The 13053-nt window shown below is 63.4% G+C and carries 14 protein-coding genes; 5 read left to right on the forward strand and 9 right to left on the reverse strand.

The window, feature by feature from the left end:
• Positions 1–57: 57 nt before the first annotated feature.
• Entirely contained in the window at positions 58–1104 is a 1047-nt protein-coding gene (locus art_RS13395; RefSeq protein ID WP_253901355.1) for a DMT family transporter, read from the forward strand.
• Here art_RS13395 and art_RS13400 read toward each other — a convergent pair.
• The 3 genes from art_RS13400 to art_RS13410 are packed head-to-tail and all read right to left on the reverse strand — an operon-like array spanning position 1078 to position 4054.
• A complete protein-coding gene (locus art_RS13400; RefSeq protein WP_038465567.1) occupies positions 1078–3459 on the reverse strand; it encodes a cation-translocating P-type ATPase in 2382 nt (793 codons plus the stop codon). The genes art_RS13395 and art_RS13400 overlap by 27 nt on opposite strands.
• Positions 3460–3498: 39 nt before the next feature.
• A complete protein-coding gene (locus tag art_RS13405; RefSeq protein ID WP_038465569.1) occupies positions 3499–3735 on the reverse strand; it encodes a heavy-metal-associated domain-containing protein in 237 nt (78 codons plus the stop codon).
• A 4-nt stretch (positions 3736–3739) separates the two neighbouring features.
• Positions 3740–4054 (reverse strand): metal-sensitive transcriptional regulator, encoded by a 315-nt coding sequence (locus art_RS13410; RefSeq protein WP_038465570.1) that lies wholly within the window; start codon positions 4052–4054, stop codon positions 3740–3742.
• A gap of 222 nt (positions 4055–4276) precedes the next feature.
• Between art_RS13410 and art_RS13415 the strand changes: the two genes are divergently transcribed.
• Together art_RS13415 and art_RS13420 are read left to right on the forward strand one after the other, a co-directional pair.
• Complete coding sequence (locus art_RS13415) at positions 4277–5419, forward strand: hypothetical protein (protein ID WP_052136547.1); 1143 nt, start codon at positions 4277–4279, stop codon at positions 5417–5419.
• The gene (locus art_RS13420; protein WP_038465572.1) at positions 5412–5699 is read left to right on the forward strand and encodes a MoaD/ThiS family protein; all 288 of its coding nucleotides are present in this window, start codon (positions 5412–5414) and stop codon (positions 5697–5699) included. Before art_RS13415 ends, art_RS13420 begins: the two co-directional genes overlap by 8 nt.
• A 25-nt stretch (positions 5700–5724) precedes the next feature.
• Here the strand turns inward: art_RS13420 and art_RS13425 are convergent, their stop codons facing one another.
• Complete coding sequence (locus tag art_RS13425) at positions 5725–6231, reverse strand: hypothetical protein (protein WP_038465574.1); 507 nt, start codon at positions 6229–6231, stop codon at positions 5725–5727.
• Between the two features lie 160 nt (positions 6232–6391).
• Positions 6392–7090: a YafY family protein gene (locus art_RS13430; RefSeq protein ID WP_038465576.1), complete on the reverse strand. Its 699-nt coding sequence runs from the start codon at positions 7088–7090 to the stop codon at positions 6392–6394.
• Positions 7091–7166: 76 nt separating this feature from the next.
• Between art_RS13430 and art_RS13435 the strand changes: the two genes are divergently transcribed.
• Together art_RS13435 and art_RS13440 are read left to right on the forward strand one after the other, a co-directional pair.
• Entirely contained in the window at positions 7167–7892 is a 726-nt protein-coding gene (locus art_RS13435; protein ID WP_038465578.1) for an alpha/beta fold hydrolase, read from the forward strand.
• A 384-nt stretch (positions 7893–8276) separates the two neighbouring features.
• On the forward strand, positions 8277–8519 hold the full coding sequence (locus art_RS13440; protein WP_157875265.1) for a hypothetical protein: 243 nt from the start codon (positions 8277–8279) through the stop codon (positions 8517–8519).
• A 244-nt stretch (positions 8520–8763) separates the two neighbouring features.
• On the opposite strand, the gene art_RS13445 is transcribed toward art_RS13440, so the two are convergent.
• From art_RS13445 to art_RS13460, 4 genes are all read right to left on the reverse strand, one after another.
• The gene (locus art_RS13445) at positions 8764–9813 is read right to left on the reverse strand and encodes an NAD(P)-dependent alcohol dehydrogenase (protein ID WP_253901356.1); all 1050 of its coding nucleotides are present in this window, start codon (positions 9811–9813) and stop codon (positions 8764–8766) included.
• A 4-nt stretch (positions 9814–9817) separates the two neighbouring features.
• A complete protein-coding gene (locus art_RS13450; RefSeq protein ID WP_253901603.1) occupies positions 9818–10660 on the reverse strand; it encodes a carbohydrate ABC transporter permease in 843 nt (280 codons plus the stop codon).
• A gap of 33 nt (positions 10661–10693) precedes the next feature.
• Positions 10694–11569: a carbohydrate ABC transporter permease gene (locus art_RS13455; protein ID WP_082000568.1), complete on the reverse strand. Its 876-nt coding sequence runs from the start codon at positions 11567–11569 to the stop codon at positions 10694–10696.
• Between the two features lie 71 nt (positions 11570–11640).
• Positions 11641–13029 carry a sugar ABC transporter substrate-binding protein gene (locus art_RS13460; protein ID WP_082000288.1) on the reverse strand — a complete coding sequence of 463 codons (1389 nt, stop codon included), beginning with the start codon at positions 13027–13029 and terminating at the stop codon, positions 11641–11643.
• Positions 13030–13053: the final 24 nt, after the last annotated feature.

The following is a 13053-nucleotide window of genomic DNA, read 5'->3' on the forward strand; positions in this document are numbered from 1 at the left end:
TCTGCGGGCGTAATGTCATTAGTCTACCGCCTATTACTCCTGACAAATGGACCATCCGTGACCACTTCAACAGCATCCTTCCGCGTGTCCGCCTCCGGGCCACGCGCCGCCCTGGCCTCCCCGGCGCTCGTGCTGGCCTTGATTTCCGCGGCAGCCTTTGCCTTGTCGGGATCCTTCGCCAAGTCGCTTTTCGATGTTGGCTGGTCTCCAGGTGCAGCGGTCGCTGCACGCATAGGAGGTGCCGCCGTCGTACTTTTCATACCGGTGGTCATCACCCTGGTGAGGCGCTGGGCCAAGGTCAAGGGGTCGCTGGGTCGGATCGCGATTTACGGCGTGGTGCCGATTGCGCTGTGCCAGCTGTTTTACTTCAATGCGGTGCAGCACTTGTCGGTGGGGGTGGCGCTGCTGCTGGAATATCTCTCGCCCGTGCTGCTGGTGGGGTGGGCGTGGATCATCACCCGGCGCCGGCCGAGGCTGCTGACGATTGTTGGCGCCGTCAGCGCCATGGCGGGCCTGGTGCTGGTGTTGGATCTGGCCGGCAGTCAAAAGGTGAGTGTTGAGGGTGTTTTGTGGGGGCTGGCCGCGGCGGTGTGCTCGGCAGTGTATTTTGTGATGTCGGCCCGCACCGGTGACGATGTCCCGCCCATTCTCATGGCCGGCGGGGGCATGGCGGTGGGTGCGGCCATGATCCTGGGGCTGGGCGTGGTGGGCATTCTGCCGATGGCGTTCACCTTCAACAACCCCGTATTTGCCGGAACCGAGGTGAACTGGCTGGTTCCGGTGCTGGGCCTGGTGCTGATCACCACAGTTTTTGCCTACATCATGGGCATTATCTCGACGCGCGGGCTGGGCTCGAAGGTTGCCTCGTTTGTGGCCTTGTTCGAGGTGCTGTTCGCCGTGATTTGGGCGTGGATCCTGCTCGGTGAGCTGCCCCGGGCCATCCAGCTGCTGGGCGGCCTGGCGATCATGGCTGGCGTGGTCCTGGTGCGGCTGGACGAACTGCGAGGATCACCCCGGCGCGGGCGATCCTACGCAGTCGACCTTGACGCTGAAGCTGGCGAGCTGCCTGCCGAATCTTTACCGGCCGAAGCGCCTCAGCCGTAGCGAGTTCGCCACCACCAGCACGGAGCTGGCGGCCATGGCGGCCCCGGCGATCATCGGGTTCAGCAGGCCCAACGCTGCCACCGGGATGCCGATGGCATTGTAGAAGAAGGCCCAGAACAGGTTGGTCTTGATCGTGCCCAACGTCTTGCGGGACAGGGCTATGGCCGTGGCCACCTGGCCCAAATCGCTGCCCATGACCGTCAGATCGGCGGCCGCAATGGCAACATCCGTGCCGGAACCCATGGCGATGCCGAGGTCGGCCTGCGCCAGTGCGGCGGCGTCGTTCACGCCGTCGCCGGCCATGGCGACCGTGGCGCCTTCCTCCTGCAGCTTCTTGACGGCCTCGACCTTGCCCTCTGGCAGGATCTCCGCATAGACATCCTCGGCGGCAATACCGATGGCGGCAGCAACCTGCGCGGCCACGGCTGCGTTGTCACCGGTCAGCAGGATGGGGCGCAGGCCCAGTTCCTTTAGCTTGGCGATGGCCTCCTTGGACCCGGCCTTGATGGTGTCCTTGAGGGCGATCAGTCCGGCAGCTTCACCGTCCACGGCCACCCAGATGGCTGTGGTGCCGCGCTGCTGCTGGTCCAGCAATGCTGCCCGTGCCGCAGCGGAAAGTTCGACGGCGTTCTCCTCCAGCCAGCCTGCCCGGCCAGCCAAAACGGTGCGCCCCTCGATGACGGCACGGACGCCGCCGCCCGGTGCCGACATGAAGTCGGACAGTTCGGGGAGGGTGCCATTTTCGCCGGCCTGTTCGTCCGCTTTTTCGCGGGCGTGGGCTGTGATGGCGTGGGCGATGGGGTGTTCGCTGTGGGATTCCACGGCCCCGGCCAGTCGCAGGAGTTCGGCGGCCGGCACCTGGGTGAGGGGTACGACGTCGACCACTGAGAGGCGGCCCTCGGTGACGGTGCCGGTCTTGTCGAGCAGGATGGTGTCGACCGTGCGGGTGTCCTCGAGGACCTGCGGGCCCTTGATGAGGATGCCCAGCTGGGCGGCGCGGCCGGTTCCGGTCAGCAGGCCAACCGGCGTGGCCAGGCCCAGGGCGCAGGGGCAGGCGATGATCAGGACGGCGACGGCGGCCGTGAAAGCGGCTTGGATGTCGCCGGTGGTCAGCAGCCAGAGGGCGAAGGTGATGACCGCGATGACGAGCACGATCGGCACAAATACCGCACTGATCCGGTCCGCGAGCCGGGCGATGGGGGCCTTGGCTGCCTGCGCGGCGCTGACCAGCTTGCCCATTTGGGCGAGCGTGGTTTCGCTGCCGACGCGCGTGGCCCGCACGAGGAGGCGGCCGGAGGTGTTGATGGTCGCGCCAGTGACGGTGTCATCGACGGTGACGTCGACGGGCAGGGACTCGCCCGTGATCAGTGAGGTGTCGATGGCGGAGGTGCCGTCGGTGATGACGCCGTCGGTGGCGATCTTCTCGCCGGGGCGGACCACGAAGATCTCATCCACGGCAAGGTCGGCCGCCGGAATTTTGACCTCGACGCCATGGCGCAGGACGGTTGCTTCCTTGGCGCCCAGGCTGAGCAGCGCCTTGAGTGCATCGCCGGCCTTCGCCTTGGCCCGTGCCTCCAGGTAGCGGCCCAGCAGCAGGAAGGTCACGACGACGGCCGAGACCTCGAAGTACAGCGGGGCGTGGCCGGAAATGGAGCTGCCATGGGCCGTCATCATGGGATCTAGGCCGAGTTCCACGGCGGAGAACAGGAACGCTGCGCTGACGCCGATGGAGACCAGCGTGTCCATGGTCGAGGCGAAGTGGCGGGCGTTGATGGCTGCGGCGCGGTGGAACGGCCAGGCCGCCCACGTCACCACGGGCAGCGTCAGGATGCCGGCAACCCAGCCCCAATGCGGGAATGCCAGGGCCGGGAACATGGAAACGAGGAAGACCGGGATGGTCAGGATCGCGGCCAGGATCAGGCGCGGGCGCAGCGTGGACGCCGTGCCGCCGTGGGCCATGTGGTCCTCGTGGTTTTCTTCGTGGCCGGCATGCTCGCCGTTCATGTGTCCGCCCGGCGCGGAGCCGCCTTCTTGGGTGGCACCCGGGTGGGAACCGTGCCCAAGGTGCGGGCCGGCGTCGTGCTTAACGGCGGGCTTGGCGGGAGGATTCTTCAGCGTGGCCCTGTAGCCGGTGGCCTTGACGGTGTCGATGATTTGCGCATCTGTTATGCCGGCGGGGACCATGACCTGGGCTGATTCCAGCGGCAGGTTCACGGAAGCGCTGACGCCTTCGAGTTTGCCCAACTTGCGCTCAACCCGGCTGACGCACGAGGCACAGGTCATGCCTTCGATGTCGATCTCGACCATGCGGGGGCCGGGTGTGGCGGTTTGGGACAAAAAATCTGAGGCGCTCATGGCGCTCCTTAATGTGTTGGCGGCCTAATCGTTGGCGGGTTAGGCGTTGTTGGCGACGACGAGGTATCCGGCCTCGGCAACGGCCTCGGAGATTTCCGCGGGGTCGAGGGTCAGCGTGGAGGTGATGGTGACCTCGGAGATGCCTCCGGTGTTGAGAATTACGGCGACGTTTTCCACGCCCTTGAGTTCGGTCAGTTCCTCCGTGACGGAGCTGACGCAATGCCCGCAGGTCATACCGGAAACGTTGACGGTGGTGGTGTGGCTGTTGTTGCTCATGCGGCTAGCTCCTGAGTAGGCGGGATATGGCGGCGGTTGCTTCGGCGACCTTGTCGGAGACGATCTCCGGGTTGCCGGTTTCCTGTGATTCATGGGCTGCGTTGACCACACAATGTGCGATGTGGTCTTCGAGCAGGCCGATGCTGACGGCGTGCAGGGCCTTGTTGACAGCGGCCATTTGGGTGAGGATGTCGATGCAGTACTTGTCTTCCTCGACCATCCTGGCGATGCCGCGGACCTGGCCTTCGGCGCGCTTGAGGCGACGCAGGTAGGCCTGCTTTTCTTCGGAGTATCCGTGGGTATGCTCTGCTGTTTCCATGACTTCAATTTATACCCCCATAGGGTATGTGTCAAGTACCCCCAGGGGGTATTTGGCGTGGGTGTGCTTCGCTGAGAACTGGGTTAATCTGCCGTCTTCCGATGGCTTTTCCGGCAAAATGCCCCGTTTTGGAGGCATGCGCCCGGCCGACGCGGCCCTGCCGCGTAAGTTACCGGCGGGAAACCCTTGATGTGTGGTGGCTGCGGTGGTCGACTTTAACCCATGGAAAATAGCGAAGCACCAGACGGCATTCGTCCAGGTGGCACCCACTTGCTGGCCGTGGGCACCAAGAAGGGGCTGTGGCTGGGCACGAGCCCGGACCGTGAAAATTACAGCTTTACCGGGCCGCATTTCTTGATGCAGGAGATTCCCAGCATCGGCATCGACACCCGGGGCGGCCGCACCCGCATCCTGGTCGGGCTGCGCAGCGAGCACTGGGGCCCCACGGTAGCGCACTCGGACGATCTTGGCGCCACATGGCAGGAACCGGAACATGGCGCCATCACGTTTCCGCCGGACACCGATACCGCGTTGGAGCGGGTGTGGCAGATCCAGCCTGACTCCGACGGCCGGCCGGGCATGGTGTGGGCCGGATGTGAGCCCATTTCCGTGTGGAAATCCACGGACGGTGGCGAGCATTTTGAGCTCAACCGAGGACTCTGGGACCACCCGCACCGGTCCGAATGGGGCGCCGGCTTTGGCGGTGCCGCGGCACACACCGTCCTGCCGAGCCCCGCAGACCCCAACACCATCCACGTGGCCATGAGCACGGGAGGTGTTTACCGCAGCGTTGACGGCGGGGTCTCGTGGGAGCCCCGAAACAAGGGAATTGGCGCAACTTTCCTGCCCGAGGAGACTCCGGAATTCGGCCAGTGCGTCCACAAGGTGGCCCGGGACCCCAACCATCCCGAGGTTCTGTTTGCGCAAAACCACGGTGGCGTCTACCGCAGCGGCGACAATGGCGACTCCTGGGACTACATCGCCCGGGGCCTGCCGGCGGACTTCGGCTTCACGGTACTCACCCACCCGCGCCGCTCCGGAACCGCCTGGGTCATTCCCATCAAGGCCGATGCCGAGCGGATTCCCCCAGATGGGCAGCTTGCCGTGCACAGGACGGACGACGGCGGCCAGTCCTGGACACGCTTGGCCGACGGCCTGGCGCAGCCCGAGTTTAATGTGGTGCTCAGGGATGCTGCGGCCGTGGACACCGCGGAACCTGCCGGTTTGTACTTCGGCACCCGCGGCGGAACCGTGTATGCCAGCGCCGACGAGGGCGCACACTTCGTCCCAGTCCTGAACCAGCTGCCGGACGTGCTGTGCGTCCGTGCCGCCGTCGTGGCTGCCCAGGTCACGCAGAATGGGTGAAGTGACGATGCTGGTGCCGCGCCTGCTGCAGCCGCTGGTCGGCGACAGTGCAGAGCTGCGCCTGGACGTGGGCGAAGGCGCTTTGTTGGCGGAATTGCTGGACGCGGTGGCCGGGGAGTATCCGGTCTTTGGCCGCCGGCTGCGCGACGAAACCGGTGCGCTGCGCCGCTTCGTGAACATCTACCTCGACGGCGATGAGGTGCGTCGGCTCTCAGGGCTCGATACACGCGTCATCGCCGGCCAGGAGCTGATGGTCATCCAGTCCGTGGCCGGCGGCTAGCTTTCTGCCAGCCCTCCCTGGCACCCTAACGCTCGATCACATACGGGGTGATTTCCCCGACGCTCACTCGGATACGCGGGGGCCGGCGGCCGATGAAGTCTTGTCCTTGAACGACTCCAAGGACCTTGGTGGACACCGCCACGCGGGCAAAGATCAGGATTGCGACAACCACGACAAGAACACTAAACACCCAAAGAACCAGTAACCAGATCGAGCTGGACGCCACGGCCCAGAGCCGTTCGAAGGCAGCGGTGCTGAGTCCCAGCGCTGCGATGATCGCTGTAAATGCGAACTCTGCACGGCGTCGGACAACCTCAATGCCGCCTGATTCAGACCTTAAACGTTCACTGTAAGTGTCCAGAGCCAGGGCGAGATTTCGTTTCGGAGCCTTATCTATCCATTTCGTATCGGGCGGCCCTTCGCGCGGCGGCCATACCCTTCTCCCTGCGAAGAGCCTCAAAGCTGTACTCGCGACCACCCCTGCTTCGACTGTGGCCAGTCGCGCCCTCTCACGAAGCTTCGTCTTGTTCATGCAACTTCCAGCAGCAGATCTGCAATGGCTACCGCGACAGCTGTGCCGATCGTCTGTCTCCAGTCCTGGCTTGAGTACCCAATGCTGAGCTCACTCACGATCTCTATTGCACCGCTCGTCACGATCCCACGACAGAGCTACACCACCCTCACAAAGGTCGTTAATCGTGTCCGATCTGTACCGATCTGGCGGTCACTGGGGGGATGCCGATATCTTCAACGTCATGGTTCTCGCAGGGGATCTTGGTGACGCTGGCGCGTTCGATGCGCTTCAGTAGGAACCATCGGATTTCGTTCCTCAGTCTGCACCAGCCGATCAGATACCAGCGCCCCTCTCTGAAAGCGAAGATAACGGGCTCAACGTCACGGGTGGTTGTGTTCCCATTAGCCGAGGTGTAGCGGATACGCACAACCAGCTGCTCGGCCATTGCTTGCTCAAGAGCGGAGCTGATCGCCCGTGCAACGGGCGAATCGGCGTTGACCCAGATTCGACGGGCGAGTTCGTCCGCCTTCATACGGGTTCGAGGGTCCAGCACATCCACAATCTTCCGAATGCCAGCTGCGGCGAGGTCCGCATAAGGCGCATCGGGGGCAGCGGTAACAGCGGCAAGCAGGGCGACTGCTTGCGCCGGCGTCAGGGTAATTGGCGGGAGGTTGGATCGTCCAGCCAGACCATACCCGCCGCCAGGCCCCGGACGCGACCAGATTGGCGTGCCGCTGTTCTCAAGCGCATCCAGGTCTCTCTTAATCGTGCGGACGGACACACCGAACTCGTTCGCCAGCCAGTCAGCTGTGCACCCGCGAGAGCCACTACGTCGCAGCATTTCTGACAACGCGTGAAGCCTCTCCGTCCGCTTCATCTCACCACACCCCTCGCCATAATCGTGCCATAAATAGTGACATGCAGTTGTCCAAACCTACTGCGAGGATCTTGGTATGACAACTAAAAGGACTAACCCGAAAATCATCCTGGTCCCTGGCCACTGGCTGGGAGCCTGGGCCTGGGAAGAAGTACTGGAGAAGCTGACGGCCCATGGGCTGCGAGCTGTTCCGCTGACTCTGCCTGGCCTAGACCAAACGGACCCTGAACGATCCTCCAGGACGCTTGACGAACAGGCTGCAACAATCGAGCAAGCCGTGATTGCTGATGGTGAGCCGACGGTAATCGTGGCACATAGCGGCGCCAACGCACCGGTGAGTCTCGTAGTTGATCGGCATCCTGAGTTGGTTCGCCGGGTGATCTGGGTCGATAGCGGCCCGGTCGCCCCCGGCACGGCTTTCGCTCCTGACTTCCCCGAAGACACGGAGGGGCTTCCGCTGCCCCCCTTCAACGTACTGGGCGAGCAAGCCAGCCTTGACGGTCTAGACGCCGACACTCTCGAACGGTTCCGAAATCGTGCCGTTTCGGAACCGGGCCCTGTGTTGCGCCAGGCCGTGGAACTCCTCAACGACGCACGCTTTGAGGTGCCGACCACTCTCGTGTGTTGTTCGATCCCGAGTTCGCAGGTGATGGAACTCGTTGAAGCAGGCCATCCAATGTTCGCTGAGGTCGCAAACCTCAAGAAGGTCGACTATATCGATCTCCCAACGGGCCATTGGCCTATGTGGAGCCGCCCTGATGATCTGGCTCAGATCATCGCAGAAGCTTCCGCAACCGACTGACTGTCGTGCGAGGGGCCAGCCTATGGCTGGCCCCTCGCACGCTCGAAAATCAAACCGCGTTGTGGCTGCAGCGACTCGTAGCGAGTTGCGACGCCAGCCGTTCGCCTCTGCGCCTCCGCCTGGCTGCACCGATCAACCGCGTCATGCTCTCAGCCCGGAAGACCCTTCTTGGCTGTCCTTTCAGCGCCGATGATGGACCCAAGCTTTCTCCATTTCGAAATTACATGCTAGATCAAGCCAATACTGAAGGAGATTACGCGACTCTCAACGAGCGAACCATTAGCCGCTATCTCCCGATTGCACCGATCGCTTTCGACCGCGTGAAGTTCATTGTGATTCGTGGTGGTAGACGGGCTCGGATTTCTAGTGGGTTCGGGTCTCGTCATGTTCAACTCAGGGGACGTCGTTGTGCTCGCCGCGAATACACTCTGCGGTGCAGAACCGGAGGGCTATGTAACAACGACAACCCTGTACCTGGACCATGACTATGTGATCGATCAGGTGTTCTGGCAGTACGCCGCGCACTTCAAGGGTCGTTTAGCTGCCAGCGACATCCTTGCTACGAACTATGCGGAGCCGGCGCAGGCTCGGCCGGTTCGAGAAAATCGAAGCCCGGCGAGCCTCTAGCAACGCGATCAAGAAGCCACCACAGGAAACCGTAACCATCGCCCGACGAGTTCTTGACCTCGTATGGACTGCAAAACACGTACAGACGGAGCTCTTCTCGCCGGCGGGGCGAGCCATCGCTCGCTCATGTCCGGGACCATGCGCAGGAACGCCCGAACACCTGCAGCAAGGGCGTCGGTTGCGACCATCCAGGGTGTGAGCGAGCGTCTGCGAAAAGTGACCCTTATGTGAGCGAGCGACGGTGTTAGGGGTGGACCACGGCCTTCAGCGCGCCGGGGTTGGCGCCGGCCGTGAGCGCCGCCTCGACGTCTGCAAGGCCGTGCGTTGAGGTGACAAGCCCGTCGAGATCCACCTGTCCGGAGGCTGCCAATGCGATGGCCGTTGGCCACGTATTCGCGTAGCGGAATGTGCCCGTGATCGTGAGCTCCCGGCCCTGCACCAACGGCACGGGCAGGGCGATCGTATCGGTGCCCATGCCCACCAGGACGCAGCGTCCGCGCGGGGCCAGGCGCTCCAGCCCGCCAAGGATGGCGCGTTCGGCGCCGCTGGCATCGATGAACACGTCGAATACAGGCTCAACGGGAGGCTGTTCGGCGGCCGTGAAGGTATGCGCTGCACCGTATGTTTCCGCAATTTCGAGGCGTTCAGCACGCACATCCGTCAGCGTGACGGTCGCCCCGGCCAGCTGGGCGACCTTCGAGATCAGCAGACCGATGGGGCCGGCTCCGGCGACCAGCACCTTGTCGCCAAGCTGGATCCGGCCGGCCGCCCGTGCGGCAAGCGCCACGCTGAGCGGCTCCAGCAGTGCAGCGGCATCGTCCGAAACACAGTCTGGAACAGGGTGGCAAAAAGCCGCCGGGTGTACTGCATATTCAGAAAACACCCCGTCGATGGGTGGCGTGGCAAAGAACCGCACGCCCGGGTCCAGGTTGTAGCAGCCAGCCAGCGACTGCTTCGACAGCGGGTCCGGAATGCCAGGCTCGAGGGAGACGCGCTGACCCGCCGTGCGGTCCGTGACCCCCGTCCCGAGTGAAACAATGACGCCGGCGGGCTCGTGGCCCAGCACTAGCGGAGAATCGACCACAAAGCTGCCGATCCGGCCCTCCGTGAAGTAATGGGTGTCGGACCCGCACACCCCCACCGAGGTGATGCGCACCAACACCTCGCCGGGGCCAGGTGTGGGTACGGGGCGCTGCTCGATGCGCAGCTCGCCCTGCCGGACAAGGACCGAGGCCGTCATTAAGTCCGGGAGCGAGGATGCGGGGGGCGCTGTCTTAGTGTTGCGCTGTGCCATGTTTCTACTTCACCGCGCCCATCGAGAGTCCGCGGACGAGCTGCTTCTGTGCGACCCAGCCGGCGATGACCACGGGCAGTGAGGCCAGTACCGAGGCGGCTGACAGCTTGGCCAGGAACAGGCCTTCGCTGGTCATTTGGGAAACCAGAAATACCGGCACCGTGGCTGCGTTGGCGGCTGTGAGGTTCAGGGCAAAGAAGAACTCGTTCCAGGCAAAGATCACGCAGATCAGGGCCGTGGCCGCCAGCCCGGGGGTGACCATGGGGATCAGGATGGTCCGCAGGGTCTTGATGAGCCCGGCACCGTCCATGGACGCGGCCTCGAGTACTTCGGCCGGGACTTCCTGGAAGAAGGAACGCATCATCCACACGGCAATCGGCAGGTTCATGGCCGTGTACAAAATCACGAGCGTGCCAATGTTGTCCAACACCTTGAGCTGCCCGGCGATCACGTAGATGGGCATGATCACAGCCACGACGGGAAGCATTTTGGTGGAGATGAAGAAGAACAGCACATCCGAGGTTTTCTTCACGGGCCGGATGCTCACCGCATAGGCGGCCGGCACGGCCAGAAGGACGACAAGGATGGTTGAGACACCCGTGGCGATCAGCGAATTCAGGAAGTAGGCGCCCGCGCCGTTGCTCAGCACCGCCTCAAACTGTTCGAAGGTGGGGGCGAAGAAGAACACCGGCGGGTTCGACGCCGCAGCCGATTCGGGCTTGAAGGCCGTCATGACCAGCCAGATCACCGGGGCGAAGAAGACAAAGGCGAGCACCCACGTAACTGTGGTGATGCTGGAACCGGTGAAACGCCGTCGTGCTTCACGGGACTTCCGTTCGGCGGAAATGGGGGCGGGGGGAGTGATGGTGGTGGTCACGGCTTAGTCCTTTGCGTCAAAGCTGCGGAAGATCAGGCGGAGGGCGAAGGTGGCGATGATGATGGTGGCTATAACAACCACAACGCCCATCGCGGCTGCCTGGCCAATGTCGAAGCCCAGGAAGGCCCGCTGGTAGATGTAGAACGGCAGGTTGGCGCTGGCGGTGCCCGGCCCGCCCGCGGTCATGAGGTAGATCTGGTCGAAGGTGTTGACCACGTAAATGGTGCCCAGCAGCACGCCCAGCTCAATGTAGCGGCGCAGTTGGGGGAGGGTGACCCAGATGAACGTCTTCGTCCATCCGGCACCGTCGATCTGCGCGGCCTCGAGGACATCCTTCGGCTGGGACTGCAGGCCGGCCAGCACCAGCAACATCGTGAACGGGGTCCATTGCCAGACCAGGGCCATGAGGATGGAGATGATGGGGTGCGACGCCGTCCAGTCGACCGGCGGGATGCCCACCAGTGAGATGACCCAGTTCACCAGGCCGAAGCTCGGGTTGAGCATGGAGATGCTCCATAGGGTGGCGCCGGCGACGGGCATGATCAAAAACGGGGTGATGAGCATGGTGCGCACTACACCCTGGCCGCGGAACTTGCGGTCGAGCAGGAGGGCGAAAATGATGCCCAGGATCATGGCAAGGAACACGCAGCCGAGCGTGATGACGATGCTGTTCAACGCCGAGCTGCGGAAGGTGGAGTCAAGGAAGATGTCCACATAGTTCGCCAGTCCGATGAACTGGTTGCCGTCGGGGCGCAGCAGGTTCCAGTTGCGCAGCGAGTACCAGATGGTGACCAGGAAGGGCAGCTGCGTAATGATGATGGTGAAGATCAGGGCCGGCAGGAGCGGGCCGCGGCGGCGCCAGCCTTCCGCCCTGGACATGCCGGAGCTGTCCTTGGCGCTCTTGCGGCCGTGTTGTTTGAGGTTGTGCTTGTCAACCAGCGTGGTAGCCACTACTTGCCTCCTTCTTGGTATGACTGGGCAACGGGCTCGGCGTACAGCTGGGCCTGCTTAAGTGCTTCGTCAACTGATTTTTGTCCGGCAATGGCGGCCGAGATTTGCTGGCTCACCCGGGTGCCCAGGTCCTGGAATTCCGGGATCCCCACAAATTGCAGGCCCGGGTAGGGGACGGGGTTGACCATGCTGGTGGATTGCTTGGCGCTGTACATGGCGTCAAGGGTGGGTTTGGCGTAGGCCTTGGCGACGGCTGCGTATTCGGGGATCTCATACGTTGACTGGCGGCTGCCGGGAGGGACGCGTTCCCAGCCGATCGTGTTGCCGACCAGCTTGATGTAGTCCTTGTTCGTCATCCAGGAAATGAAGTCCCAGGCGGCGTCCTTGTGCTTCGTTGTGGTGGGGATGGCCAGCGACCAGCTGTAGAGCCAGCCTGCCGACTCCGTGTTTTTCACGGGGGCCGGGGCGTACTGCGACTTGCCGGCCACCAGGGAGGATGCGGGGTCCTCAATGCTGGAAACCATGGCCGTGGCGTCGTACCACATGGCCGCCTTGCCCTGGCTGTAGCGGGTGATGCAGTCGCCGTAGCCGCTGGTTGCGGCGCCAGGTTGGCCGGCGTCGTGCAGGAGGTCCACATAGTCGGTGACGGCGGCGTTGACCTCCGGTGTGTTCAGCTTGGCGTTCCAGCCCATGTCGAACCATTGGCCGCCGTACGTGTTGATGACGGTGCCGAGCGGGGCCATGACCTCGCCCCAGCCGGCCAGGCCGCGCAGGCAGATGCCGGCAAAGTCCTCGTCCGGGTTGTTGAGCTTGCGGGCGATGGTGCCGATTTCATCCCAGGTGGGGTGTTCCGGCATGGTGATGCCGGCTTCCTTGAACAGGTCCTCGCGGTACACGAGAAAGGAGGACTCGCCGTAGAACGGGACCGAGTACATGTCATCCTGGTAGCTGAGCGCATCCTTGATGGTGGGGATGAAGTCGTTGGTGTCGTAGCCCTCCGTGGCGTCTGCGAGGGGCTGGAGATTTTCGATCCAGCCGTTCGCCGCCCACATTTCGGTTTCATAGTTGGAGATCATGACGACGTCGAACTCGCCGCCGCCGGTGGCCACCGAGGCGGTGATCTTGGCGCGGGCCTCATTCTCGGGCAGTGTCACGAACTTGACGTTGACGTTGGGGTGCTTGGCCTTGAAATCGGCCTGCAGGGAGATGGCGTCCTTCATCTGCGGGTTGGCCACAATGGCCACCACCAGGGTGTCTTGGGCGGCGCCGGCCGGGGCACAGCCGCCCAGTGCAAGGGTGGCTGCGGCTGCGATGGCGAGCCAGGCGGCGGCTTTTGCGCCTGTTCTGGGCCGTTGTGCTTTCGCGGCACGGAGGGGTGGGAACTTCATTGGTCACTCTCAATCTTGTCGCTC

This window comes from Arthrobacter sp. PAMC 25486, assembly GCF_000785535.1.
In the GTDB taxonomy this organism is placed as follows: Bacteria; Actinomycetota; Actinomycetes; order Actinomycetales; family Micrococcaceae; genus Specibacter.